Origin of the sequence: Saccharomonospora cyanea NA-134 (genome assembly GCF_000244975.1) — a bacterium.
Classification (GTDB): Bacteria; Actinomycetota; Actinomycetes; order Mycobacteriales; family Pseudonocardiaceae; genus Saccharomonospora; species Saccharomonospora cyanea.
Map to the genome: position 1 here is coordinate 54699 of NZ_CM001440.1, position 24070 is coordinate 78768.

Sequence of the window (24070 nt, forward strand, 5' to 3'; positions counted from 1 at the left end):
GAGAAGGTGGCCTTCTTCCGTCGGTGTTCGCGCCTACTAGGGGAATCCCGGGAAATCGCTGTCGTCGTCCGAAGGCTCCGTCGAGCCTTCGTCGTCGGCTCCGATGATGATCGTGATCTTCTGGTCCCTGGTGATCGAGCTACCCGCGGCCGGGTTGGTGCCGATCACCTTGCCCACCATGTCGGAGTCGGACGTTGTCTGGGTCTGCTCGGAGGCGGAGCCGGTCCAGCCCCGGTCCTTCAGCGCGCTGACCGCTTCCTCCAACGTCAGGCCCGTGAGGTCGGGGACCTCGATCTTGGACTGCGAGCCGTTGGAGACGTCCAGCGTGACCTGCGATCCTTCCTTCACGTTGCCGCCGTTCGGCTTCTGCGACACCACGGTGCCTGCCGGATCCTCGTGGTCGACATCGTTACGCAGGACGACGAGCCCCAGACCCTCGAGGGTGGCCTTGGCCTCCTCGTAGGACTTGCCCGTCATGTCCGGCACTTCGACCTGCTCCGGCTCCTTGCCGACCTTGATGGAAATGGAGTGCCCCTGCTCCACCTTCTTGCCGGGCGTGGGGTTCTGCTCCACGACCCTGCTGTACATGTTCTCGTCCTCGACCTCGACGTACTCGACGTCCGGGTCCAGGGTGAGGTTGGCCTTCTCCAGCTCCGCTTGGGCGGCCTCGCGCGACAGGCCAACCAGGTCGGGAACCTCGACCTTGTCGGGAGCGACGCCCACCCGGAGCACGATCTCGGTGTCCAGCGCCACCTCGCGGCCAGCCGGGGGTGCGGTGCCGATGACCTTGTCGATCTGGTCGTCGGTGCACTGCGGCTCACCGGACGGCGGGTTGTCGTGGCAGACGATCTTCTCGATCTTGATGTTCTGGAAACCCGCCGTGTTCAGTTGTTGCCTGGCCTGCTCGAACTGCACGTCTGTGACGTCGGGTATGGCCTTCTGCTCAGGGGCGGTCTTGAACCCGCCGTTGATCCACGTGATGAAGGCCACGGCCCCGAGAGCGAGGACGGTGAGTGCGGCAGCGAGGAGACCCCGCCGCCTGCGCCGCTTCCTCGCGTCGTCCTCGGCGTCGTAGACGGAAGCCTCGTAGTCGTCGACGGGCTCCGGTTGCCGCGGCGCGTTCAACACCTGGGTGCGCTCGTCCTCGACCGCCACGGCGCCCACCATCGGAGCGGACGGCCGCTGTCCCGAGAGGATACGGACGAGATCCGAACGCAGCTCCGCGGCCGACTGGTAGCGCTCGCCGGTGCTCTTGGCCAGCGCCTTCAACACCACGGCGTCCAGCTCCGGGCTCACCGACGGGTTCGACTCCGACGGCGAGCGGGGCGCCTCCCGCACGTGCTGGTAGGCCACCGCGACCGGCGAGTCACCGGTGAACGGCGGCTCGCCCGTGACGAGTTCGTACAGCACACACCCGGCGGAGTAGACGTCCGACCGGGCGTCCACCGTCTCACCCCGGGCCTGCTCCGGCGACAGGTACTGGGCTGTGCCGATCACCGCGGCCGTCTGCGTCATCGCCGCCTGCCCGTCGTGCACGGCGCGGGCGATGCCGAAGTCCATGACCTTCACCGCACCACTGCGGGTGATCATGACGTTCGCGGGTTTGACGTCGCGGTGGATGATGCCGTGGCGGTGGGAGAAGTCGAGCGCGGCGGAAACGTCGGCCATGACCTCCATGGCGCGCTTCTGCGGCATCGGGCCCTCGGTCTTCACGATGTCGCGAAGCGTCCTGCCCTCGACGTACTCCATGACGATGTAGGGCAGGGGACCGTACTCGGTCTCGGCCTCCCCGGTGTCGTACACGGCCACGATCGCCGGGTGGTTCAGGGCCGCGGCGTTCTGCGCCTCCCTGCGGAAGCGCTCCTGGAACATGGGGTCGCGGGCGAGGTCGGCACGCAGGATCTTCACGGCCACCTCGCGGCCGAGTCGAATGTCGTGACCGTGGTGGACCTCGGACATACCGCCGTAGCCGAGTGTGTCACCCAGCTCGTAGCGGTTAGAGAGCAGTCGGGGTGCGCTCATAGCTCGGTGCCGTCCCATTCACTCGGTCTTCTACTCACGTCCGGCCCGGGGCCGGAACGTGTCGCCAGTGCCTTGTGGCCAACGACATTCACCTGTGGTTCTCCATCGGGAATGTGCTCATCATGCCTTGTCCGCGCCTCCGTCGGGTGAGTCGACACCGGCGTGCGACCAGCCGGTGCCCATCGGCACCCGGGACTCGCCGTCGGAGTCGTCGCTCCACACGGTGAGGGCGAGTACCAGCACGACGACGAGCAGCAGGAGTGCCGACGCCACGGCCAGCAACGTCCACGCGGGAGCGCGCCGTCGGGGCTGCCCCATCGCCATCGGTGGGGGAACCGGCGCCATGGACGGACGCGAACCCGGCCCGACGGGGCCGGAGCCCGGTGCCTGCGGCGCCAACACCATCGGCGCACTCTGCGGGGGATGTGCGCTCGGATGTACCGGATGCGTGAGGTAGCCGGCGGCGGCGAGCCCCGACGGTGGGGGGAGGGGTTGGCCCGCCCGTACGGCCGCGACGGCGCCTGCGAACTCGCCACCGTTGGCGTAGCGCTGCCGCGGGTCCTTCACGAGCGTAGCTTCGATGACGGCGCGAGCGCCCGGAGGCACGTCCGGCGGCAGCGGCGGTGCCAGGTCCCTGATGTGCATCATCGCCACGCTCACGGCGTGTTCCGACAGGAACGGCCGGTGGCCCGCCAGGCACTCGTACCCGCACACGGCGAGTGAGTACACGTCGCTGGCGGGTTCCGCGTCGTGCCCGAGCGCCTGCTCGGGGGCGATGTAGTGGGCCGTGCCCATCACCATGCCGGAGCGGGTCACGGGTGCCGCGTCGGCGGCCTTGGCGATGCCGAAGTCGGTGAGTTTCACCACGCCGGTGGGTGTGACCAGGATGTTTCCCGGTTTCACGTCACGGTGCACGAGGCCGCGCTCGTGTGCTGCCTGGAGTGCGCGGCCCGCCTGTTCGAGGATGTCGAGCGTCCGCTCCGGAGCCAGCCGCCCTTCCCGCGCGAGGATCGCCGCCAGCGGCTCGCCCTGGACGAGTTCCATGACGAGGTACGCGATCGACCCGTCGCCGGTCTCGGTCTCGCCGTAGTCGTGGACGGCCGCGATCCCGTGGTGGTTCAGCGACGCCGTGGTGCGCGCCTCGGTCCGGAACCTGTGCAGGAACTCGGCGTCGCCGGACAGCTCCGCCTTGAGGATCTTCACGGCCACGGTGCGGTCGAGCCGGGTGTCGCTGGCCTGCCACACCTCGCCCATCCCGCCGACCGCGATGCGGCCTTCGAGTCGGTAGCGCTGCGCGAGCAGCTGCCCGGACGACAGCATGACTCAGCCACCTCCGAGCGCGGCGGCGATGGTCGCGCGTCCGATCTCGGCGGCCACCTTGCCACCCGTCGCGGCGAGACCGTGGTCGCCGCCCGACTCGACGATGACGGCCACGGCGATCCTGGGGTCGTCGTGCGGGGCGAAGGCGGTGTACCAGGCGTGGGGCGGGGTGGCCTTCGGGTCGGTGCCGTGCTCGGCCGTCCCCGTCTTCGATGCGATCTTCAGAGCCGGGTCCTTGCCGCCGCCCTGCGTGTTGCCCTCGGAGGCGATCATCATGTCGGTGAGCACCTCGGCGTTGGCCGCGGACATCGCTGCGTCACCGGTGAGTTCCTCCGGGGAGAACTCCTCGATCTCCGACAGGTCGGGAGCGAGCAACTGCTTGACGAGCCGCGGCTTCATGGCGACACCGTCGTTGGCGACCGTGGAGGCGAGCAACGCGACCTGCAGCGGGGTCATGCGGACGTCCCGCTGGCCGATGCCGCTCTGGTACAGCGCCGCATCGCTCTCCATCTCCCCGAGGTCGGAGGGCACGACGCTCATCGGGACGGTGAGGCCGTCCATGCCGACACCGAAGTCGGCGGCGATCTCCCGCAGTTTCTCGGCACCCAGTTCGGCCGCCAGCACGGAGTACGCGGTGTTGCAGGAGTAGGCCAGCGCGTCCTTCAGCGTCGTGCCGGGACAGACCTGGCCGTTGAAGTTCTCCAGCGTGGTGGATGTGCCCGGCAGCGTGACCTCGGGTGCGTTGGTGACCTCGGTGTCCGCCGTGGCCCCGTTCTCCAGGGCCGCTGCCGTCATCAAGATCTTGAACGTGGAGCCCGGCGGGTACGTCTCCCTGATCGCCCGGTTCAACATCGGGTTGTCCGAGTCGTCGTTGTAGGCCTTCCACGCCGCCTGCTGTTTCTCCGTGTCGTGGGAGGCCAGCTTGCCCGGGTCGTACGACGGGGTGGACACCATGGCGAGGATGTCACCGGTCTTCGGGTCGAGTGCCACGACGGCACCCTTGTACCCGCGATCGGTCATCATCTTGTACGCCGTCTCCTGCACGGCGGGCTTCACGGTGAGCCGGACGTTGCCGCCACGCGGGTCCCGGCCCGTGATCATGTCGCTGAGCCGCCGCACGAGCAGGCGCGAGTCGGAGCCGTTGAGGAACTCGTCGTAGGCCCCTTCGAGGCCACCCGCGCCGTAGATCACGGAGTAGTAGCCGGTGACCGGCGCGTACATCGGCCCGTTGAGGTAGGTGCGGCGGTAGTTGTACAAGCTGTCGGTGGGCTTGACACCTGCGAGGACCTGGCCGGCGTCGTCCGAGGTGATCTTGCCGCGCTCGCGTGAGTACTCGTCGTACAGCACGCGGGTGTTGCGACCGTCGGTGCGGTAGTCGTCGGCCTTCACGACCTGGACGTACGTGGAGTTGGCGAGCAGCATGGCCATCATCACCATCATGGCGATGCCGACCTTGCGCAGCGGTGTGTTCACGGATGCCTCCCCCCTTCATACGGGTGGGCCGGCCCGGCCGGGCCCGAGTCGGCCGGTGGGCGCTGCACCATCACCGTGTGCGCTTCGGCCAGCGGGGCCTTGGGCATGGGCTTGGGCTTGGCCGGCTGCTGCGGCCTCCTCGCGGCGTCGGAGATGCGGAGGAGCAGAGCGACCAGCATGTAGTTTGCCAGCAGCGACGAGCCCCCAGCCGAGAGGAACGGCGTGGTGACGCCCGTCATCGGGATCAGCTTCGTCACACCACCGATGATCACGAAGAGCTGCATCACGATCGCGAACGACAGGCCGCCGCCGAGCAGCTTGCCGAACGTGTCCCGCACCGCGAGCGCGCTGCGCATGCCGCGCATGGCCAGCAGCAGGTAGACGAGCAGGATCGCGGACAGCCCCACGAGCCCGAGTTCCTCACCGAGCGCGGCGCTGATGAAGTCGGTGTGCGACTCGGGCACCACGTCGGGCCTGCCGAGCCCGAGGCCGGTGCCGAACATGCCGCCGGTTCCGAGGCCGAAGAGGCCCTGCGCGATCTGGTAGCCGCCGCCGAGGTCGTGGTAGGTCTCCAGCGGGTCGATCCAGTTCGCCACCCGCTGCTGCACGTGGGTGAACAGCGAGTACGCGATGATGCCGCCGACCGAGAACATGCTCAGCCCGAGCACGACCCAGATGATGCGTTCGGTGGCGACGTACAGCATCACGAGCACGATGCCGAAGAACAGCAGCGCCGTTCCCAGGTCCTTTTCGAAGACCAGGATGCCGAGGCAGACGACGGCCGCGATGATGATCGGCCCGAGATCGCGTGCTCGCGGTAGTTCCACGCCGAGCACGCGCTTGCCCGCGGTCATGAACAGATCCCGCTTCGACACCAGGAAGGAGGCGAAGAAGATCATCAGCAGGATCTTGGCGAACTCACCGGGCTGGATCGAGAAGCCCGGAAGCTTCAGCCACACCTTCGCGCCGTTGACCTCGGACATCGAACTGGGCAGCACTGCGGGCAGCGCGAGCGCCACGATGCCCACGAGCCCGCACGTGTAGGCGTAGCGCGTGAGTTTCCGGTGGTCGGAGACCACGATCAGGATGCCGAGGAAGAACGCCAGCGCGACGACGGTGAACAGCACCTGGCGCGGCGCGTAGCTCGCGGCCTCCTCGCCCCGGGCGAGCGCCATGCGGGCCTCGGCGAGGTCGATCCGGTGGATCATCACGAGGCCGAGACCGTTGAGCAACGCCACACACGGCAGGATCAGCGGGTCCGCGTACGGCGCCCACCGCCGCACGGCCAGGTGAGCGACGCTGAAGATGGCGAGGTAGGCCAGCCCGTACCACACCACCGACCACGACAGCTCCTCCTCCTGGTTCGCCTGCACGAGGACGAAAGCGGAGGTGACGATGAACGCCGAGAACGCGAGCATGACGAGTTCGGTGCCGCGTCTCTTCGGCAGCTCACGTGGCGGGTTCGTGGTGTACTGAGCTGCCGCGCTGGGGGTACCTGCGGGCTGAGCCATCAGTTACCGCCCGAGCTGGGCGCCGGGCGGCAGTCCACACCCGGACGCTGGCCGCCCTCGTCCCGTCCCGCGGTCGTGTCGGTCGGTTCCGTCGAGTTCGAACCCGGCTCCGCGCCCTCGGACGCCTCCCGCGACGCTCCGCCCTGCTCCACGCCGCCGAGCCCACCGCCCTGCGCCTGGTCGGACTCGTCGTCGCAGATCTCGAGGAGGTTGTTGCGGCGCAGCGTGTTGATGTACTGACGCGACTCCTCCAGGCCGTCGCGCTTCACACCGTTGTTCACGGCGGCGCGAGCGTCCTGCTGGAGGTCCTGCAGGCGAAGCGGTTCACACAGCGACGCCTCGGGCGGGCACGAACCCTCGGCCTTCTTCTGCAGGTCGAAACCGAGGATGCTGCCCGGAACACCCTGGTAGACCACGACCTCGTTGTTCTCGTCGACGCCGACGTAGTACTGCCGCAGAACGAAGTACCTGGTGGCGAACGCTGCCGCGGCCAGCAGCACGAGAGCGAGTCCGAACGCCAGCAGCAGGCGGACCCGCTTACGCCGTTTGGCTTTTGGGTCGGGTTGCGTCTCCAGTTGCTCGGTCGTCTGGGGCTGCGGTGGTGGAGGTGGCGGCGCGGTGAGCGCGCGTGCCCGAGCGGCCGGGGAGTCGCCCTGCGGGCCCTCGTCGGAGCCGTCACCGGCAGCGCCGCCCACGATGGGGGCGTCCTCACCGAAGTCGACGTCCACGACGTCGGCGACGATCACCGTGACGTTGTCGGTGCCGCCGCCCTTCAGCGCCAACTCGATCATCCGGTCGGCGCACTCCTGGGGGTCGGGAATGCGCAGCGCCTCGGCGAGTGTCTCGTTGCTCACCATGCCCGAAAGGCCGTCGGAGCACAGCAGGTAACGGTCGCCCGCGCGGGCCTCCCGCACCGTGACGCTCGGTTCGACCTCGTGCCCGGTGAGAGCCTTCAGCAGCAGCGAGCGCTGGGGATGGGTGGCGGCCTCCTCCTCGGTGATCCGCCCCTGTTCCAGCAGTTCGTTGACGAAGCTGTCGTCGCGGGTGATCTGTGAGAACTGCCCGTTTCTGAGCAGGTAGGCGCGCGAGTCGCCGACATGCACCAGCCCGAGCCGCGAGCCGGAGAACAACACCGCTGTCAGGGTGGTGCCCATGCCGTCGAGGTCGGGGTCGTTGGCCACCAGTTCGGAGATGGCCTGGTTCCCCTGGTTGACGGCCTCGCGCAGTTGGGTGACCAGGTCGTCGCCAGGCTCGTCGTCATCGAGATGTGCCAAGGAGGCGATGACGACCTTGCTGGCCACCTCACCGGCGGCGTGGCCGCCCATGCCGTCGGCCAGGGCGAGCAGGCGAGGGCCGGCGTACACGGAGTCCTGGTTGTTGGAACGGACCAGGCCCCGGTCACTGCGGGCCGCGTAGCGTAGGACGAGAGTCATGGGCGAAGCTCGATCACCGTCTTGCCTATCCGGATGGGGACGCCGAGTGGGACTTTCAAGGGTGCAGTGACCTTAGCCCGCCCCAGGAAGGTGCCGTTGGTCGAGCCCAGATCTTCGACATACCACTCGTCACCGCGTAACGACAGGCGTGCGTGCCGTGTCGAGGCGTAGTCGTCGTCGAGGACCAGGGTCGAGTCGTCGGCCCGCCCGAGCAGGATCGGTCTGCCGTCGAGGGCGATGCGCGTACCGGCGAGCGCCCCGTGGGTGACCACCAGTTGCCGGGGCAGCTTGTTCCTGCCCAGTAGTGGCTTCTTCTCTTTCTTCCCGCGGCGGAGGCTGGGCAGGTTGACCCGCAGCCCCGACGCCGCGTAGAGGTCCGAGCGCACCACGCGCAACGCGGCGAACACGAACATCCAGAGCAGGACGAGGAATCCCACTCTGGTGAGTTGTACGACCAGCTCCGGCACCTGTTGTGTCAGCTCCCGCTTTCTCGCGCCCAACCCCTGGCGCCCACCGTCGTTCGACCGCCAGGCGTTCGACTGTCGTCGGCTCCACAGGTCCCCCGCATGGCCGCCATTATGCGGGACACGCGTGTGGTCCCCGTGCGGGACGCCGAAGTTCGTCGGCTGTCGGTCGGCTGTCGGTCAGCTCGGTCGGACTCAGCCCTGGGTACGGAACACCAACGAGGAGTGGCCCACCCTGATCACGTCGCCGTCGGCGAGCTGCCAGGTCTGCACCGGGGTGCCGTTCACCGTGGTGCCGTTGGTGGAGCCGATGTCGGCCAGCGTGGCGCTCTGCCCGTCCCACGTGATCTCGAGGTGGCGTCGGGAGACCCCGGTGTCCGGAAGCCGGAAGTCGGCGTCCTGGCCCCGGCCGATGACGTTGCCGCCCTGCTTCAGCGAGTAGGTGCGGTTGGAGCCGTCGTCGAGCTGCAGGATGGCGCTGAGCTGACGGTTGCCACCCGGAGGCATGCCGCCGGGATAGCCGCCCTGCTGTCCGTAGGGGTCCCCACCCGGTGCGGGAGCCTGTGCGGGGTAACCGGCGGGCGGGCTCGGCGGAGCCGCGTATCCCTGGTCGTAACCCGGCTGACCCGCGGGCGGCTGGCCGTAGCCGCCGGGCTGGCCGTAGCCCTGGTCGTAGCCGCCGGGCTGGCCGTAGCCCTGGTCGTAACCCTGCTGACCGTAACCCTGGTCATAGCCCTGCTGGCCATAGCCCTGGTCGTAGCCGCCGGGCTGGCCGTAGCCCTGGTCGTAACCCTGCTGACCGTAACCCTGGTCATAGCCCTGCTGGCCATAGCCCTGGTCGTAGCCGCCTTGCTGGCCATAGCCCTGGTCGTAACCGGGCTGTCCCTGTCCGTAGCCGTACTGACCCTGCTGGCCGTACGGGTCACCCTGGTCGTATTGGCCGTAGCCGCCGGGCTGGCTCATTGGTCGGTCTCCTGCGTCGCTCATTGGTGCCGACCGCGCGAAAGTCCCGGCGTCGCTTGCCTTGACGTCCGGGTCGACGGTCGAGCGGGTTCTGAACTTTCCAGTATGCAGCGCCTCGTTGCGCTCTAGCGAAACTACGACGTCACCATAGGTGTCCCAGCCGTGCTCAGCGAGGTGCTCGGACACCGCCTCGGCGAGCATGCGGGTGACCCGCTGCCCGTCCGCGGCCATCCGGTCGTAGTCCTCGGCACCCAACGACACGACATAGTGGTTGGGCGCGAGCTTGCGCCCGCCCGCGAGGTCCCGAACGTTGTCCTCACACTCCCGCTCCAGTTCCAACGCCACTTCTTGCGTGACGACGTTGCCACCGAAGATCCGCGCGAAGGCATCTCCCACGAGGTTCTCGAGACGCCGATCGAAGCGCTGCACGCGTCCCACTGGGATCACCTCCTTCCACGGGTCTTCGAGCCGATCGTATCGGGTTTTACCGGTGTAACACGGGCCCCCGTGCAAGCCTTCCGATTCGCCTTGCTACGCTGTCCTCACTGTCGAAGTTGCTCGGGCGAGTGGCGGAATGGCAGACGCGCACGGTTCAGGTCCGTGTGTCCGGAAGGACGTGAGGGTTCAACTCCCTCCTCGCCCACAGATAGAGACGAATCGCCGTCGGGGATGGTTCCCCGGCGGCGATTCCGCATTGAGGACTGATTACCGTGGCCGACGTGAACGAACAGTGGTCGGCCAGGACGAGGGCGATCGTCGCGGGACGCCCGACAGGCGAGGGGCAGCCCATGAACGTCCCCATCGCTCCTGCCAGCATGCTGGGGCTCTCGTACGCCCGCGAGGACGGCACGCCCACGTGGGCGGCGTTCGAGGAGGCTCTCGGCGAGCTGGAGGGTGGTACGGCCACGGCCTTCGCGTCGGGCATCGCCACCGCCTCGGCCGTGCTGGACGCCCACCCGGTGGGCGCCACGGTGGTGGTGCCGAGGGACAGCTACGCCGGTACCCGCTCCTACTTCGGGCACGAGCAGGAGACGGGCCGGGTGAAGGTCGTGTCCGTCGAGCCGACCGACACGGCCAGGTGGATCGAGGCCGCAGCGGAGGCCGACCTGCTGTGGCTGGAGTCACCGACGAATCCGAGCCTGCACGTCGTCGACATCGCCGCGATCGCCGAGGCGGCGCGGAAGACACCGGGGCGACCGACGACTGTGGTGGACAACACGTTCGCGACGCCCTTGGGGCAGCAGCCGTTGTCGCTCGGGGCGGACATCGTGGTGCACAGCGCCACCAAGTTCATCGGAGGGCACAGCGACCTGCTGCTCGGGGCGGCGGTCGCCACCGACCCCGCGCACGTGAGGGCGCTGCGGGACGCGCGCACCCGCATCGGCGCGACGCCGGGCGCGCTCGAGGCCTTTCTCGCGCTGCGGGGGTTGCGCACACTGCCGGTGCGGTTCGCCGAGGCGTCGCGGACGGCGGCGATGCTCGCGGAGCGACTCGGGGCGCACGCGGCTGTCACTCGTGTTCGCTATCCGGGTTCGGGCGCGATGCTCGCTTTCGAGGTCGCCGACGCCGATCGCGCCGACGCGGTGTGCGAGGCGCTGCGACTGGTGCGGCACGCCACGAGTCTCGGCGGGGTCGAAAGCACCGTGGAACGACGTGCGGCGCGATCCGGTGACGCGCATGTGGCTTCGGGGTTGCTTCGTTTGAGTATCGGTTTGGAAGATCCCGAAGATTTGTGGGCTGATTTAAACCGAGCGTTGTGCTCAGTGAACTGACACATCCTGGTTCTTCACTGTTTCGAGTAGTGGTCTCACGAAGAATTGACGCCGTGTGTATGCTCCGCAACGACTGGTGTCTGATCTTCACCTGACTGGGTTTTCCCTCCACTGTCTTCTTAGGAGACTCATGAGCAGCAGAAGAACGTTGGCCAGGATCGGTGCGCTCGTCGCCGGTTCGGCTGCGGCCCTCTCCCTCGGTTCGGTTCCCGCTTCGGCGGACGGAGCGAAGGCGGACATCGTTCGCGGCGGCGGCGAGAACGGCTACAACGTGAACATCGGTTCCGAGAGCCAGCAGACCACCCTGTTCAAGCTGAACATCGAGGGTGGCAACACGCTGCGCGCGTACTGTGTCGAGATCAGCGTCAACGTGGACCCGAGTCGCTCACTCTTCGAGAGCCCGTGGGACGAATTCCCCAACCCCGACTCTCCCTTCCACGCCAACCGTGACCGCATCAACTGGGTGTTGCAGCACGGTTTCCCGGTCAAGGACACCGACGCGCTGGTGCAGACGCTCGAGGGTCAGGGCGTCGAACTCCACAATGGACTAGACCGCAAGGAAGCCATCGCCGCCACGCAGGCGGCCGTGTGGCACTTCAGCGACGGCAAGGACATCGACCGCAAGGACCCGTCCAGCGCGAGGGACGCCGGCTCCGACGCGGACGTGCTCGCGCTCTACGACTACCTCACCGGTGAGTCCAATGTGGGCATCGCTGAGCCCACTCCGGCCCTGAACGTCTCCCCGGAGACGGCCACCGGCAAGGCCGGTGAGCGGCTGGGCCCGTTCACCGTGGCCACCACCGGGGAGATCACCGAGATCACCAGTGAGCTGCCCGAGGGCGTCAAGCTCACCGACGCGGACGGCAAGGAGCTGACCGCGGCGGACATCGCCGACGGCACGGAGATCTACGTCGACGTTCCCGAGGAAGCCGAGGAGGGCGCGGGCGCGTTCTCGCTGAACGCCACCGCACACCTGGCCACCGGCCGGCTGTTCGTCAGCGAGGGTTACCAGAAGAAGCCGGCGCAGTCGCTGATCGTCGCCTCGTCCGAGGACACGAACCTGTCGGCGAAGGCGAGCGTCGAGTGGGCGGCCGCTCCGCAGCCGACCCAGCCGGAGGAGACCACCGAGGTCACCACGCCGTCCGAAACCACCACGCAGCCCGCCGCCCCGACGACCGAGACGTCCCAGCCCGCGGTGACTCCGCAGGCCAACACCGACGACCTGGCGGACACCGGTGCTTCGCCGATGGTTCCGCTGCTCATCGGCCTGGGTCTCGTCGGTGCGGGCACCGGTGCGATCCTGTTGCAGCGTCGCAGGAAAAACGCGTGACGCCTGACGACGTCCACTGACACGATCGAAGGCCACCTTCCACCGCGCGGCGCGGGGAAGGTGGCCTTTGTCGTGTCGTGTCACGGAAGTCGAGGAGGTCGGATGGAAGGGGTCGCATCACCGGAGAGGCTCGGCGAGTTCCGACTCGCCGACGGGCGGACGCTCGGGTGGAGCGAGTGGGGCCCCGTCGACGGAAGACCCGTGTTGCTGTGCCCGGGTGCGGCGACGAGCCGGCGACTCGGGTTCGGTACCGAACTGGTGCATCCGCTGGGGGTGCGACTGGTGAGTGTGGACCGTCCGGGGCTGGGGGTGTCGACACCGGCGCCGGAACGGACGATCGCGGACTTCGCCGTCGACGTCGAACAACTCGCCGAGGGGCGCGGTTGGACGTCCCCGGTGGTGATCGGTAATTCGCAGGGTGCTCCGTTCGCTCTCGCCTGCGCGGTCGCGGGGTTGGCGTCCGCTCTGTATCTCGTGTCCGCCGCCGACGAGATCGGCTCTCCACATTTCGCGGGCATGCTCGGTGGCCACCTGGCGACGGTGGTGGATCTCTGCGGCCGGAATCCGAGGGCGGCGTACGAACAATTCCTCTCCTTCGACGCCGACTCCGTGCGGAAGATGGTCGTGGAAAACAGCGGGGATCGGGACACGGCCGTGTACACGGATCCCGTTTTCGACGCCGCTTATCGGGAGGCGCTGAGAGAGGGATTCGCGCAGGGGGCGGGAGGTTATGCCACCGACACCGTGCTCGCGATGAGGCCGTGGCAGCTCGACCTCGATCGCGTCTCGTGCCCGGTGGAGATCTGGTACGGCGAGGAGGACACCTCGCATTCGCCCGACAACGGCGTCACTCTGACCTCCCGCGTTCCGGGCGCCTCGCGCCGTTCCGTGCCGGACGGCGGCGGATCGCTTCTGTGGACCCACAGCGAGACGTTGCTTCGGCGGGTGACGACCTGACCTCGGCCCGGGAAGGCGGCGCGGTTAGCGTGCGACTCGTCGCCGGGGTGACTCGTGCGAACGGATCAGAACCAATCCCGCATGGTCTCCAGACAGTCCTGGGCGTTCGCGAGATCCGTCATCGTCTCCCCGTAGTGGCCGAGTCCGTGTTCCTCGCCGTCCAGCTTGCCGGTGGCGGGGACGGCCGACCGCACGGCCTCCCGACCACGTTCAACACCTCGCTGAGACCGACCATGAGGGTACGCGGGTCGTGACGGCTGGTGGCTCGTACGGCGACGCGCGCCGCCAGCACTCGAAGTACGTACGTGTCGGTGGTGACGTCTTCCTCAGCGAGTTTCGCAGCCAGTTCCCGCCGGACCACCGCTCCGATATCTCGACCGGATCCGGGGCCACGTCACCATGACGAGAGGCCTCCTCCGGAGGTGTTGAACGAGCGGTGTCGTCCGATGACGACGTCAGGGGCGCACACGGTAGCGCAGGCTCCGCGTCACCCCGCGAGCTCGGCGAGGCGGGTGTAGGAGTCGAGCTGATCGCCACGGTCGTGGGTGCTCAGGGTGACGAGTACCTCGTCGGCTCCGGTGCGTTCCACGAGCGCCGCGAGGTCGTTCCGCACGGTGGAGGGCGTGCCGTGGAGCTGCCTCCGCAGCACGTCGGCGAGCAGCCTCGCCTCGCGTTCGGTCGGTTCGGGCAGCTCGTTCGGTGGCCGCAGCGGCGGGAAGACGCCGCGCGTGCGCGAGTGCACGAGTGACCACGCCTCGGGCAGCAGCAGTTCCCTCGCCCGCTCGGGCGTGTCGGCCACGGCTACGGCCATGGACACCACGACGTACGGTTGCGGCCACAGTGTGGAGGGCCGGAACTCGGTGCGGTAGCGGTCGATGTGCTCCACCATCGCGTCCACACCGGACACCTGGCCGATCACGAGCGCCAGCCCGGCCTCGGCCGCGATTCGGGCGCCCGCGCCGGTGGCGAGGACGAAGGCGGGAACACGCAGCCCCTCGGCGGGAAAGGCGTGCACGCCACGATGCACCGTCGACGGACCTGCGAAGTAGCCGAGCAGTTCACGAAGCCGCTCGGGGAATCTCTCGGCGTCCTCCTTGCCCGCGCCCAGTGCCGCTCGCTCGCGTTCGGTGAATCCCACCGAACGCCCCAGACCCATGTCGATGCGGCCCGGGTACAGCGCTTCCAGCGTGCCGAACTGCTCGGCCACCACGAGCGGGCGGTGGTTGGGGAGCATGACGCCGCCCGTGCCGACGCGGACGCGGGTGGTGGCGGCCGCGACCGTGGCCGCGAGCACTGTGGGAGCGGAACCGGCGATGCCGGGGACGCTGTGGTGTTCGGACACCCAGAACCGGTGGTAACCCAGTTCCTCGATCCGGCGGGCGAACTCCACCGTGTGGCGCACCGCGCTCGCCGGGTCCTCTCCCGCCCGCACGCTCGACCGGTCGAGCACGGACAGCGGCACCGGCCACGTTCGTCGGTTCACGCCGGACCCAACGTTCCCGCGGGCTCCTTCGTTCCGCGGTGTCAGTGCCCGCCCTCCGCCCGCATCGCCTCGGCCAGCGCGAGCACCCGCCGGGCCTGCTCCACGTGCAGGTTCTCCACCATACGGCCGTCCACGGTCACCACGCCCAGTCCTCGGGCCTCGGCGTCGGTGAAGGCCGCGACGACGCGCCGCGCGTGTTCGACCTCCGCCTCGGACGGCGCGAACACCCGGTTGCACGGTTCGAGCTGGCTGGGGTGGATCAGGCTCTTGCCGTCGAAGCCGAACCGCCGGGCCTGCACACACTCCGCCTCGAAACCGGCGACATCGCGCACGTCGTTGTACACACCGTCCAGAATGGACTTACCAGCCGCGCGTGCGGCGAGCAGGCACAGCGAGAGACTCGTCAACAGCGGGGCCCTTCCGGGACCTGGCTCGGCCCGTAGCTCCTTGGCGAGGTCGTTGGTGCCCATGACGAGCACCGTGAGCGCTTCGGACGCGTTCGCGATCTCCTCCGCCCTCAGCACGGCGGCCGGGGTCTCGATCATCGCCCAGACGGCCGTGTGCTCCGGCGCACCGGCCTCGGCCAGAGCCTCCACCACGCTTCGCACGTCCTCGGCCGAGCCCACCTTCGGCACCACGACCGCGTCCGGACCGGCCTCGGCCACGGCGCGTACGTCGGCTTCGTGCCACCGGGTTCCGATGCCGTTGACGCGCACGGCGACCTCCCGCCGCCCGTACGGCGCCGCGGCCACCGTCTCGCACACCCGCCGCCGCGCGGCCTCCTTGGCCTCCGGCGCGACGGCGTCCTCCAGGTCGAGCACCAACGCGTCGGCGGCGAGCGTCGCGGCCTTCTCCAGAGCACGCTCGTTCGCCCCGGGAAGGTAGAGAACGGAACGGCGCGGTTTCACGTGGTCCTCCTCGTGCGGGTCGGGTGGACGGGCGGTTTCGGTTCCGCTCCACTCAAACCCTACGGGGCTCCCGCGCCGGTGACGTCGAACGCCGTGAACGCACCGGTAACCGGCACCGCCGTTGAACCGGACTTCCGACCGCTCGGCCTGATGTCACCCATACGGCCGCACCGCTCGGCTGAAGTCGCCGAACCGCCTACCGACCGATCACCGACCGTTGGGCGCCGCCGATCGCAGGTGGGCGTTCAGAGCGCAGACGACGCCCGTTTGCGCTGGTACTCAAGTCACGTGCCGTTTTCGACGCGGCACGGCGGCACATCGGCGGACATCAGGGAGGCGGACTTCGTGGCGGTACCACCTGGGCAGATCGCGACAACGAGCGGATCGAACGGTGTTCGGTCGATCCCCGGTCGCGTCGGTCCCACATTCGAACTTCCCGCCAGCCCCGCCGACCTCGCCAAGCGGGCCGCTCCGCTGCTGGGTTGGCAGGGGACCGTGCTCCCGCAGCTCACACTGTTCGGCAGGCGCGTGTTCGTGGTGGCCCGGCTCCGGCCGGAGGCCCACGCCGAGCGCATCGCCACGGGCCTGCGCCCGGTCACCGACAGGGCCACCGTGGCGACCTGGACGTGGCCCGAGTTGTCCCGGATCGCGCCGCCTCCCGCCGTCCACATCGCGGGTGTGCTCACCGTGGCCCGGCACTGGCGGACGGGCATGGCGGCGACCGTGCCGTTCGCGCGCTACGGCGAGGCCGCGATGGTGCTGCCCACCTCGGCCACCATGAGCCACGACTACGTGGACAACTGCCTGCCGAGGGCCCGCATGTACGGCCTTGGCGTGGTGGCGGCCGACGAGAACGCGAAGCTCGACCTCGACCTCACGTGTGGGGACGAGCACCTCAACCTGGGCGAGGACGAGGTGTGGCGGTGGGTGCACGAGGTCGCCTACGAGCGGCTGCTCGCCTGCGAGAGCGCGGAGTCGATCGCCTGACCTCTGCTGCGGCTGCCGCGGGCGGCTAACCTCGGCGTCATGCGAGTCGTCATCGCCGGAGGACACGGCAAGATCGCGTTGCGGCTGGAGAAGCTTCTCGCCGCGAACGGTGACACGGCCGTGGGCATCATCCGCAAGCCCGAGCAGGCCGACGCTCTGCGCGAACGCAGTGCCGAACCGGTCGTGCTCGACCTGGAGAACGCGAGCGTCGACGAGGTCGTCGACGTGCTGTCCGGCGCCGACGCGGCCGTGTTCGCCGCGGGCGCGGGGCCGGGCAGCGGGGTCGCGCGGAAGGAGACGGTGGACAGGGCCGCCGCGGTGCTCTTCGCGGAGGCCGCCGAGCGCGCCGGAGTCCGCCGGTTCGTGCAGGTCAGCTCGATGGGCGCGGGCGACGAGATCGACGCCGACGTCGAGGCCAGGGTGGGTGAGGTGTTCGCCGCCTACCTGCGGGCCAAGGCCGCCGCGGAGCAGGACCTGCGAGGTCGTGACCTGGACTGGACGATCCTGCGCCCGGGGCGCCTCACCGACGACCCGGGCACGGGCATGGTGCGTCTCGCGAACGAGGTGCCGAGGGCGGACGTCCCGAGGGACGACGTCGCCGAGGTCGTACGCCTGCTGGTCGCCGACACCACCACGTACGGTCGCACGCTGGAGCTGACCTCCGGCAACACGCCCGCGGCGGAGGCGCTGGAGCGGCTGTGACGACTCAGCCGACGGGGCCGAGCACGCGGTCGAGGTAGGCGTTGCCGAACACGCCGCCCGGATCGAGCTCGGCCCGCACCCGTCGGAAGTCGTCGAAGCGGGGGTAGAGCTCGCGCAGCCGGGCGGCGTCGAGCGCGTGCATCTTGCCCCAGTGAGGCCGCCCGCCCACCGCGTCCGCGATCTCGGCGAAGGAGGCGAAGTACTCCTCGTACGGCATGCCGACGTACTGGTGCACGGCGACGTAGGCGGAATCCCGGCCGTACGCGGTGGAGAGCCAGATGTCGTCGGCGGCGGCGACCCTGACCTCGACGGGAAACGCCACGGGATGCCGCAGCCGCGACACGAGCGCCCGCAGTCGTTCGAGGACGTCGAGCACGGACTCGCGCGGCACCGCGTATTCGGACTCCACGAACCTCACCGAACGCCGCGTCGCGAAAACGCGGTGGGAGGCGTCGCTGTAGCGGCGGGTGGACAGTGCCGACGACGCCAGCGCGCCGAGCTTCGGCACCAGCGGGGGCACCGCCCTTCCGATGCGGCACAGGCCACCGAACGCCACGTTCTCCATGACGGTGTAGTCGAGGAACTGCCGGGCGGCCGACAGTGGGCGCGCCGAGGTCCCCGGCGGGCGCCTGGTGTTGCGTTTGACCAGCGCGTTCCGGCCGTAGGGGAACCAGTAGAACTCGAAGTGGTCCTCGGCGTCGGCGAGCTGGTGGAAGTCGGCCAGCACACGGTCGAGCGGTTGGGGCCCCTCGTGCGCTTCGAGCACGAAGGCGGGTTCGCAGCGCAGGGTCACGCCCGTGATGACGCCGAGGGCTCCGAGACCCACGCGAGCGGCGTCGAACAACGTCGGCCGCTCGTTCGCGGAACACCTGACGACGGAGCCGTCGGCCGTGACCAGTTCCAGCGCCGCCACCTGGGTCGCGAGCCCTCCGAAGCGTGCGCCGGTTCCGTGGGTTCCCGTCGAGATGGCGCCGGCGACGGTCTGGGCGTCGATGTCGCCGAGGTTGGTCATCGCGAGGCCCAGCGTGTCGAGCAGCGTGTTGAGCTGACGCAGCGTGGTGCCCGCCCGCACGGTGACGAGTCCGGTTTCGGCGTCCGCCGAGACGAGGCCGGTGAGGTGGGCGAGATCGAGCGCGTCGCAGCCCGGGTCGGTCGCGGCGACGGGGGTGAAGGAATGGCCGCTGCCGACGGGACGCAACCGGCCGCCGCGCTCGGCGACGTCCGTGACGATCGCGCTGATCTCGTCGGTGCTCGTCGGCCGATGGAGGCGGTGTGGGTGCGCCTGTACGGTTCCCGCCCAGTTCGTCCACGGTGTCACCCCGACCTCCTTCAGAGCCCGTTCTCGAACCCTCGACTACCTGCTGCGCGACGGAGAAGGGTCCAGGAACAGGCTCTCGACGTTGTCGTCACAATAGGTGAATGAGATTCGCGTTTACAAGGTCTCTGCCGTACCGTCGGCACGTGAGCTCCGCATACGCCGTTCCGTACGACCTGGCGACCCGCGATCTCGACCCGCCGCTGGCCGTGGTGGACCTCGACGCGTTCGACGCCAACGCCGACGACCTCGTGCGGCGTGCCGGAGGACTGCCCATTCGCGTCGCGAGCAAGTCGGTGCGCTGCCGCGCCCTGCTGGAACGGGTGCTGGCGCGGCCGGGTTTCTCGGGGCTGCTGTGCTACACGCTCGCCGAGGCACTGTGGTTGTTCGGCGAAGGCACGAGCGACGACCTCGTCGTGGCGTATCCGACCGCGGACCGCGCGGCACTGCGGGCCCTCGTCGCCGACGAGGCGGCCCGGAAGGCGATCACGGTGATGGTCGACTCGCCCGAACAGCTCGACCTCATCGACACGACCGTCGGTGCCGACCACGCGGAACTGCGGGTCTGCCTCGAGTTCGACGCGTCGTGGCGGCCGGTGCCCGGTGTTCACGTCGGCACCCGGCGCTCCCCGGTCTTCACACCGGGGCAGGCCGCTCGCCTCGCCCGGCACATCGCCGGGCGGCCGGGCTTCCGGCTGGTGGGGGTGATGGGATACGAGGGGCAGATCGCCGGGCTGCCCGACGGTGACACAGGTGTCACCGGCGCCGTCGTGCGCTGGATGCAGCGCCGCTCGGCGGCCGAACTCGCCCGGAGGCGGGCCGCCGTGGTGAACACGGTGCGGGCGGTGACGCGGCTGGAGTTCGTCAACGGCGGTGGCACGGGAAGCCTGGAGTACACCCGCGGCGAATCCGCCGTCAGCGAGGTGACGGCCGGTTCCGGCCTCGTCGGGCCCGCCCTGTTCTCCAGGTACCGGCGTTTCTCGCCCCGGCCGGCGGCCCTGTTCGCGCTTCCCGTCGTGCGCAGACCCAACCGGAGGACCGTGACACTCGCCGCGGGCGGATACGTGGCCTCCGGGCAGGCGGGACCGTCGCGGCTGCCCACGCCCTACCTGCCGCGGGGGTTGCGGCTGCTCACGGTGGAGGGGGCGGGCGAGGTGCAGACGCCGGTCACCGGACGGGCCGCGCGACGGCTCGCGCCGGGAGATCGCGTGTGGTTCCGCCACGCCAAGGCGGGCGAGCTCGCCGAGCACTTCCCGCGGTACCACCTGGTGTCCGGGGGGCGGCTCGTCTGCACCGTGCCGACGTACCGTGGCGAAGGTCACTTTTTCGGCTGATCCACCGGAAGGGCCGATGAGTCCGGCGCGGCGGTGTTGTCCATCCTGTCGATCACCGTTTTCCCGAGGAGGACAGTACTCATGGCCGCGGCTCGCAAGCTCAGACTGTGGATGCAGGTTTCGCTCGACGGTTTCGTCTCCGGACCGAACGGCGAGTTCGACTGGCCCACGTACGAGAAAGAGCTGAACACCTTCGCCGTGGAGCAGGCGGCCGACATGGGAGCCATGCTGTACGGCCGCAAGGTCTACGAGGGCATGGCCGCCTACTGGCCCGACCCGCGGCGGTACCCGGGAGCCACCGAGCTCGACCTGCGGTACTCGGAAACCTGGAAGCGGGTGCCCAAGTACGTCTTCTCCAGGACCCTCACCGAGGCGGACTGGAACACCACGGTCGTCGCGGAGGACGTCGCCGGAGCCGTCACCGAGCTGAAGGAGCAGCCCGGTGGCGACCTGGTGCTCTTCGGCGGAGGTGACATCGTGTCCACGTTCGTCCGCGAGAACCTGATCGACGAGTACTGGTTGTTCGTACACCCCGTCGTGCTCGGTGGCGGTACACCGCTCTTTCCCACGCTCGAGACGCGGCTGGACCTGGAGCTCGTGGAGTCCAGGGTCTTCGACTCCGCGGTGAACCACCTGCGTTACCGGGTCCGGTGACGATCACTCACCGAACTTGCCCGCCAGGTAGCCCTTGATCAGGGCCTTGGTCTCGTCGATGACGGCCGCATCGCCGTGGGGGTCGATGCGGAAGGCGTAGTTCAGCAACCCGTCCGCCGCTTCCACGGCGATCGAGATGGGCAGCGTCACCTCGTCCTGCGGCAGCTTGACGTGGGCGGTCACCAAGTCCGCGAGTGCGTCGACGACGACGCGGTTGTTGGTCCGCCGGTCGTCGAGCAGCCGCAGGTCGACCACGTCCCCGAAGTGCACCTTGGAGAAGCCGGGGATCTCGCGGTGCATGGTGAGGTAGATGTCGAGCAGCGAGTCGACGACGTCCCACCAGTGATGCGGGTCGAGCGTCTCGAGGCGTTCGTTGACGGCGGCGATGAAACGTTCGAGGTTCCGCTGGGTCAAAGCCTGCACCACGGCCCGTTTGTCGGGGAAGAACTGGTACAGCGAGCCCACGGCCACCCCCGCGCGTTTGGCGATGAGGGTGGTGGTCAGTCCTTCGTAGCCGACCTCGTCGAGCAGTTCGGCGCTCGCGTCGAGCATTCGCTCGACCCGTTTGGCACTGCGCTGCTGGACCGGCTGCCGGCGCAGTGGTGTCGTCGCCTGCGTCACCGTGTGGTTCTGGGACACGTCGTGCTCCTTGCTGTGCAGGTCAGCGACTTTATCGTGCCCGGGTTGGCGTTCACGGTCGAGTGAATGCCTTGCACCGTAAGCGAAAGCAGGCGCACACAAGGCCGCAGGCCGGTGCCGGTCGGGGGGAGGGGGAGTGTAACGGCACCGGCCCGCGGGGTATCGGGGCCGCACCGCGGGCGGGGACTCGCGGTGTGCGATGTGGAGTTGTGGCGATCCGGCGGAGCGGTCAGCAGCCGCCGGTGTCGATCGCCGAAGAACCGGCGGCCGGGCTCGTCACGCTCGGGGGTACGCACGACCCGGCCGCCGGCGACAGTGTCCGCCGTGTGGCGGAAAACAGTGGGGAGGACGTCATCGGCCCGCGCCCCCCGCGAGGGCGTGCCGGCCGGTGGGGGACGCGGGCGTGCGCCGCTTCTGGACCGGTGGCGTCGCGGTCGCGGCGGTTGTCCCGCGCAGGCGCCGGACTCGGCGCGAGTCGTGGAAGTGCGCGAGACCGCCTGCGACCAGGTGGTCATGGGCCACCTGCCACACGGAGCACGGTGCCTTGCAACGGTGCCAGCGGGTGGAGCAGGTCGGGCAGTCACCCCGCTCGTCGGGCTCGTGAGCCGAGAGCATCACCCGCCAGCCTTCGGTGAGGCGGGGCAACTCGGCGCGGGCCGCCGAGATCAGCGCCGGTGAGTCCGCCTCTTTGGCGAGGTCGGCGAGCATGTCGAGTCGCTCCCACACGGCGTTGCGGAGCACTTGCCCGAGTATCTGGTCCACTTGGCCCTCACCGTCGCCTTCCCGCCAGTTCGGCGGCTTCGTTCAGTGCGGCCCGGAGTTGCCCGAGCTGGCCGACCGACAGTCGTGCCGTCTCTCCGGGCGGTCCGACGAGGACCACCTCGCCGTCGTCCACATACACCGTCACGCACCGTTCGCGGCTGATCAGATCACCGCACTGCACGCGCCAGACCACCTGGCCGCCTTCGTGACGTCGTCCCGAGTCGAGGTAGGGCTGAGCCGTTCTGCTCGGCGGCGTGATGGCCCGGCGCGTGGGCTGCTCGGAACCGCGAGACCGGGAGAACACCGTGTCGGTCCCAGCAGAATCTGCTGCGAGCGAGTGCACGTCCACCACGTCCTTCGTCGGTTCCGTCGTTCTCGGTCGTTCGGGTCTTTCCTCTCGGGAGCCGCGATGGCTGCGGACCGTGTCCGTCCGGCCACGCACCTCCTGCCCATACCTTGCGGTGAAAAGAACGACGTGAGAACCCTCGGTGTGTCCCGTAGCGGCGACCGGCCCGAGGGGCACGCCGAACGGTCGCGGGAGTTCGGCCCGACCGATCAAACCCCCACATCGAGCTTTCGCACGGTTGAATGGGCGTTGCTTACGCTGCACACGACGCCCGACGGGACTGTGGAGGGGCGGACATGGACGCCAACGAGGATGCCAAGCAGGGCCGCATCAACCCCGAGGTGTGGGAAGCCCGCGAAATGCGTGACGCGCTGGCGAACCGCAACATCAGCGAGGTCTACCGGAGACTCCGGATGCACGGAGTCTCTCAACGCCAGATCGCCGCCATGACCGGTCAGTCACAGTCCGAGGTGTCGGAAATCCTCAAGGGACGCCAGGTGATGGCCTACGACGTGCTCTCCCGCATCGCCAAGGGCCTCGGCATCCCGAGGGGGTACATGGGTCTCGCCTACGACGAGGCCACGAGGAACCAGGTCGTCGGCGACGGCGACGAGCAGCAAGCTGAGGAGGACGAGTCCGTGAAACGACGGAAGTTCCTCGCGCACGCGGCCCAGGTCACGATGGGGGCCGCGGTGTTCGGCCCAGCCTCGGCGGCATGGGCGTCGAGCCCCGGAAGGACCCCGGCGCCGGGGCGTATCGGGATGACCGATGTCCGTCAGGTGGAGGCGGCGACCAGGGCGCTGAGGGCGTTGGACTACCAGTACGGTGGCGGCTTCTGCCGGGATGCGGTGGTGGCGCAGCTGTCGTGGGGGCAGCAGATGCTCCAGGCGAGCGGCCCCGAGAGGGTCAAGTCCCGGTTGTACGTGGCGCTCGCCGACCTGCACAGCCTCGCGGGCTGGACCTCGTTCGACATCGACCTCGTCGACTCGGCGCGCAACCACTTCGCGCAGGCGCTGGAACTCGCGAAGCAAGGGGACAACCACCCGCTCGTCGCCAACATCCTCTACCGCATGGGCAGGGTGTACCTGCACCAGGACGCGCCCAACGACGCGTTGAAGCTGTTCCAGCTCGGGCAGCTCGCGGCACAGGAATCCGGTTCGGAGCTCGCGGTCGCGGTCCTGTGCGCCAACGAGGCGTGGGCCTACGCGATGATGGGCAACGTCGAGCAGTCCGTGAAGCTGCTCGGTCGGACGAAGGACAAGTTCCAGCGCGCCGACGTGGCCAACGCCGAGTCGTGGGTGAAGTTCTTCGACGAGACCGACGTGTACGCGATGATCGGTACCGTTCACACGGCGCTGGCGCAGCACGCCGACGCGGCGCACACGCGCTACGCCATCCCCGCGTTGCGCAGGGCCACCGACGCGTACGGCGACGACATGGCGCGCAGCAAGACGTTCAGTCTCAGCATGCTGGCCACCAACCACATGTTGGAGGGCGACATCGATCACGGCGCGAAGATCGGCGGGAAGGCGCTGGACTGCGCGGAGGGACTCAAGTCCGCGCGGGTGAAGAAGCGCATGGAGCCGTTGCGGCAGGAAGCGCTGCGGCGCAGCAACAACAGCGACGCGCGCGAGCTGGCCGAGCGGATGACCGAGTTCTTCGCCTGAGCGCGACGGCGGCGAAAAGGCGGGACAC

General features: G+C 69.1%; 22 protein-coding genes and 1 tRNA gene. 9 read left to right on the plus strand and 14 right to left on the minus strand.

What is annotated here, in order from left to right; translation table 11 throughout:
* Window positions 1–36: 36 nt before the first annotated feature.
* The 7 genes from pknB to SACCYDRAFT_RS00320 form a co-directional block, all read right to left on the minus strand.
* Window positions 37–2022 carry a Stk1 family PASTA domain-containing Ser/Thr kinase gene (gene pknB, locus SACCYDRAFT_RS00290; RefSeq protein WP_005452506.1) on the minus strand — a complete coding sequence of 662 codons (1986 nt, stop codon included), beginning with the start codon at window positions 2020–2022 and terminating at the stop codon, window positions 37–39.
* Window positions 2023–2142: 120 nt separating this feature from the next.
* Window positions 2143–3342: a serine/threonine-protein kinase gene (locus SACCYDRAFT_RS00295; RefSeq protein ID WP_005452508.1), complete on the minus strand. Its 1200-nt coding sequence runs from the start codon at window positions 3340–3342 to the stop codon at window positions 2143–2145.
* A 3-nt stretch (window positions 3343–3345) separates the two neighbouring features.
* A complete protein-coding gene (locus SACCYDRAFT_RS00300) occupies window positions 3346–4815 on the minus strand; it encodes a peptidoglycan D,D-transpeptidase FtsI family protein (protein ID WP_005452509.1) in 1470 nt (489 codons plus the stop codon).
* Window positions 4812–6326, minus strand: a complete 1515-nt coding sequence (locus tag SACCYDRAFT_RS00305) for an FtsW/RodA/SpoVE family cell cycle protein (RefSeq protein WP_005452511.1) — start codon at window positions 6324–6326, stop codon at window positions 4812–4814. The genes SACCYDRAFT_RS00300 and SACCYDRAFT_RS00305 overlap by 4 nt, the downstream gene beginning before the upstream one ends.
* Window positions 6326–7759, minus strand: coding sequence for a Stp1/IreP family PP2C-type Ser/Thr phosphatase (locus tag SACCYDRAFT_RS00310; RefSeq protein ID WP_005452513.1), 1434 nt, complete (start codon window positions 7757–7759; stop codon window positions 6326–6328). The genes SACCYDRAFT_RS00305 and SACCYDRAFT_RS00310 overlap by 1 nt, the downstream gene beginning before the upstream one ends.
* Window positions 7756–8226: an FHA domain-containing protein FhaB/FipA gene (locus SACCYDRAFT_RS00315; protein ID WP_043535993.1), complete on the minus strand. Its 471-nt coding sequence runs from the start codon at window positions 8224–8226 to the stop codon at window positions 7756–7758. The genes SACCYDRAFT_RS00310 and SACCYDRAFT_RS00315 overlap by 4 nt, the downstream gene beginning before the upstream one ends.
* Window positions 8227–8418: 192 nt before the next feature.
* A complete protein-coding gene (locus SACCYDRAFT_RS00320; protein WP_005452518.1) occupies window positions 8419–9624 on the minus strand; it encodes a DUF3662 and FHA domain-containing protein in 1206 nt (401 codons plus the stop codon).
* Window positions 9625–9746: 122 nt separating this feature from the next.
* Between SACCYDRAFT_RS00320 and SACCYDRAFT_RS00325 the strand changes: the two genes are divergently transcribed.
* The 4 genes from SACCYDRAFT_RS00325 (at window position 9747) to SACCYDRAFT_RS00340 (ending at window position 13245) form a co-directional block, all read left to right on the plus strand.
* A tRNA-Leu gene (locus SACCYDRAFT_RS00325) sits at window positions 9747–9829 on the plus strand.
* A gap of 67 nt (window positions 9830–9896) precedes the next feature.
* Window positions 9897–10958, plus strand: coding sequence for a trans-sulfuration enzyme family protein (locus SACCYDRAFT_RS00330; protein ID WP_005452521.1), 1062 nt, complete (start codon window positions 9897–9899; stop codon window positions 10956–10958).
* Window positions 10959–11088: 130 nt separating this feature from the next.
* Window positions 11089–12288 (plus strand): thioester domain-containing protein, encoded by a 1200-nt coding sequence (locus SACCYDRAFT_RS00335; RefSeq protein ID WP_005452522.1) that lies wholly within the window; start codon window positions 11089–11091, stop codon window positions 12286–12288.
* A 102-nt stretch (window positions 12289–12390) separates the two neighbouring features.
* Window positions 12391–13245 carry an alpha/beta fold hydrolase gene (locus SACCYDRAFT_RS00340; RefSeq protein WP_005452524.1) on the plus strand — a complete coding sequence of 285 codons (855 nt, stop codon included), beginning with the start codon at window positions 12391–12393 and terminating at the stop codon, window positions 13243–13245.
* 65 nt (window positions 13246–13310) lie between these two features.
* Here SACCYDRAFT_RS00340 and SACCYDRAFT_RS27125 read toward each other — a convergent pair whose 3' ends face one another.
* The 3 genes from SACCYDRAFT_RS27125 to SACCYDRAFT_RS00350 form a co-directional block, all read right to left on the minus strand.
* Window positions 13311–13439 (minus strand): hypothetical protein, encoded by a 129-nt coding sequence (locus SACCYDRAFT_RS27125; protein WP_269744638.1) that lies wholly within the window; start codon window positions 13437–13439, stop codon window positions 13311–13313.
* 293 nt (window positions 13440–13732) lie between these two features.
* Window positions 13733–14728, minus strand: a complete 996-nt coding sequence (locus SACCYDRAFT_RS00345; protein WP_043535996.1) for an MsnO8 family LLM class oxidoreductase — start codon at window positions 14726–14728, stop codon at window positions 13733–13735.
* A 41-nt stretch (window positions 14729–14769) separates the two neighbouring features.
* Window positions 14770–15636 carry an HpcH/HpaI aldolase/citrate lyase family protein gene (locus tag SACCYDRAFT_RS00350; RefSeq protein WP_005452529.1) on the minus strand — a complete coding sequence of 289 codons (867 nt, stop codon included), beginning with the start codon at window positions 15634–15636 and terminating at the stop codon, window positions 14770–14772.
* A gap of 345 nt (window positions 15637–15981) precedes the next feature.
* Here SACCYDRAFT_RS00350 and SACCYDRAFT_RS00355 point away from each other — a divergent pair, with 345 nt between their 5' ends.
* Together SACCYDRAFT_RS00355 and SACCYDRAFT_RS00360 are read left to right on the plus strand one after the other, a co-directional pair.
* Complete coding sequence (locus tag SACCYDRAFT_RS00355; RefSeq protein ID WP_005452537.1) at window positions 15982–16623, plus strand: hypothetical protein; 642 nt, start codon at window positions 15982–15984, stop codon at window positions 16621–16623.
* A 39-nt stretch (window positions 16624–16662) separates the two neighbouring features.
* Complete coding sequence (locus tag SACCYDRAFT_RS00360; protein ID WP_005452539.1) at window positions 16663–17325, plus strand: NAD(P)H-binding protein; 663 nt, start codon at window positions 16663–16665, stop codon at window positions 17323–17325.
* Between the two features lie 4 nt (window positions 17326–17329).
* On the opposite strand, the gene SACCYDRAFT_RS00365 is transcribed toward SACCYDRAFT_RS00360, so the two are convergent.
* The gene (locus tag SACCYDRAFT_RS00365; RefSeq protein WP_005452541.1) at window positions 17330–18643 is read right to left on the minus strand and encodes a D-arabinono-1,4-lactone oxidase; all 1314 of its coding nucleotides are present in this window, start codon (window positions 18641–18643) and stop codon (window positions 17330–17332) included.
* Window positions 18644–18744: 101 nt separating this feature from the next.
* Here SACCYDRAFT_RS00365 and SACCYDRAFT_RS00370 point away from each other — a divergent pair, with 101 nt between their 5' ends.
* Both SACCYDRAFT_RS00370 and SACCYDRAFT_RS00375 read left to right on the plus strand, forming a co-directional pair.
* The gene (locus SACCYDRAFT_RS00370; RefSeq protein WP_005452543.1) at window positions 18745–19974 is read left to right on the plus strand and encodes an amino acid deaminase/aldolase; all 1230 of its coding nucleotides are present in this window, start codon (window positions 18745–18747) and stop codon (window positions 19972–19974) included.
* 81 nt (window positions 19975–20055) lie between these two features.
* Complete coding sequence (locus tag SACCYDRAFT_RS00375; protein WP_005452546.1) at window positions 20056–20628, plus strand: dihydrofolate reductase family protein; 573 nt, start codon at window positions 20056–20058, stop codon at window positions 20626–20628.
* Between the two features lie 3 nt (window positions 20629–20631).
* Here SACCYDRAFT_RS00375 and SACCYDRAFT_RS00380 read toward each other — a convergent pair whose 3' ends face one another.
* The 3 genes from SACCYDRAFT_RS00380 to SACCYDRAFT_RS26705 all read right to left on the minus strand — a co-directional run bounded on the left by SACCYDRAFT_RS00380 (window position 20632) and on the right by SACCYDRAFT_RS26705 (window position 22381).
* Complete coding sequence (locus SACCYDRAFT_RS00380; protein ID WP_005452547.1) at window positions 20632–21267, minus strand: TetR family transcriptional regulator; 636 nt, start codon at window positions 21265–21267, stop codon at window positions 20632–20634.
* Between the two features lie 351 nt (window positions 21268–21618).
* Entirely contained in the window at window positions 21619–22029 is a 411-nt protein-coding gene (locus SACCYDRAFT_RS00385; protein ID WP_005452549.1) for a hypothetical protein, read from the minus strand.
* Window positions 22030–22036: 7 nt separating this feature from the next.
* Window positions 22037–22381, minus strand: coding sequence for a hypothetical protein (locus tag SACCYDRAFT_RS26705; RefSeq protein WP_232283745.1), 345 nt, complete (start codon window positions 22379–22381; stop codon window positions 22037–22039).
* A gap of 290 nt (window positions 22382–22671) precedes the next feature.
* Between SACCYDRAFT_RS26705 and SACCYDRAFT_RS00395 the strand changes: the two genes are divergently transcribed.
* A complete protein-coding gene (locus SACCYDRAFT_RS00395; protein WP_005452553.1) occupies window positions 22672–24042 on the plus strand; it encodes a helix-turn-helix transcriptional regulator in 1371 nt (456 codons plus the stop codon).
* Window positions 24043–24070: the final 28 nt, after the last annotated feature.

Excerpts from the sequence above, each read along its gene's own strand:
- pknB (WP_005452506.1), bottom strand. The coding sequence starts at position 2,022 with ATGAGCGCACCCCGACTGCTCTCTAACCGCTACGAGCTGGGTGACACA.
- SACCYDRAFT_RS00295 (WP_005452508.1), bottom strand. The coding sequence starts at position 3,342 with ATGCTGTCGTCCGGGCAGCTGCTCGCGCAGCGCTACCGACTCGAAGGC.
- SACCYDRAFT_RS00305 (WP_005452511.1), bottom strand. The coding sequence starts at position 6,326 with ATGGCTCAGCCCGCAGGTACCCCCAGCGCGGCAGCTCAGTACACCACG.
- SACCYDRAFT_RS00310 (WP_005452513.1), bottom strand. The coding sequence starts at position 7,759 with ATGACTCTCGTCCTACGCTACGCGGCCCGCAGTGACCGGGGCCTGGTC.
- SACCYDRAFT_RS00335 (WP_005452522.1), top strand. The coding sequence starts at position 11,089 with ATGAGCAGCAGAAGAACGTTGGCCAGGATCGGTGCGCTCGTCGCCGGT.
- SACCYDRAFT_RS00340 (WP_005452524.1), top strand. The coding sequence starts at position 12,391 with ATGGAAGGGGTCGCATCACCGGAGAGGCTCGGCGAGTTCCGACTCGCC.
- SACCYDRAFT_RS00360 (WP_005452539.1), top strand. The coding sequence starts at position 16,663 with ATGCGAGTCGTCATCGCCGGAGGACACGGCAAGATCGCGTTGCGGCTG.
- SACCYDRAFT_RS00370 (WP_005452543.1), top strand. The coding sequence starts at position 18,745 with ATGAGATTCGCGTTTACAAGGTCTCTGCCGTACCGTCGGCACGTGAGC.
- SACCYDRAFT_RS00375 (WP_005452546.1), top strand. The coding sequence starts at position 20,056 with ATGGCCGCGGCTCGCAAGCTCAGACTGTGGATGCAGGTTTCGCTCGAC.
- SACCYDRAFT_RS00395 (WP_005452553.1), top strand. The coding sequence starts at position 22,672 with ATGGACGCCAACGAGGATGCCAAGCAGGGCCGCATCAACCCCGAGGTG.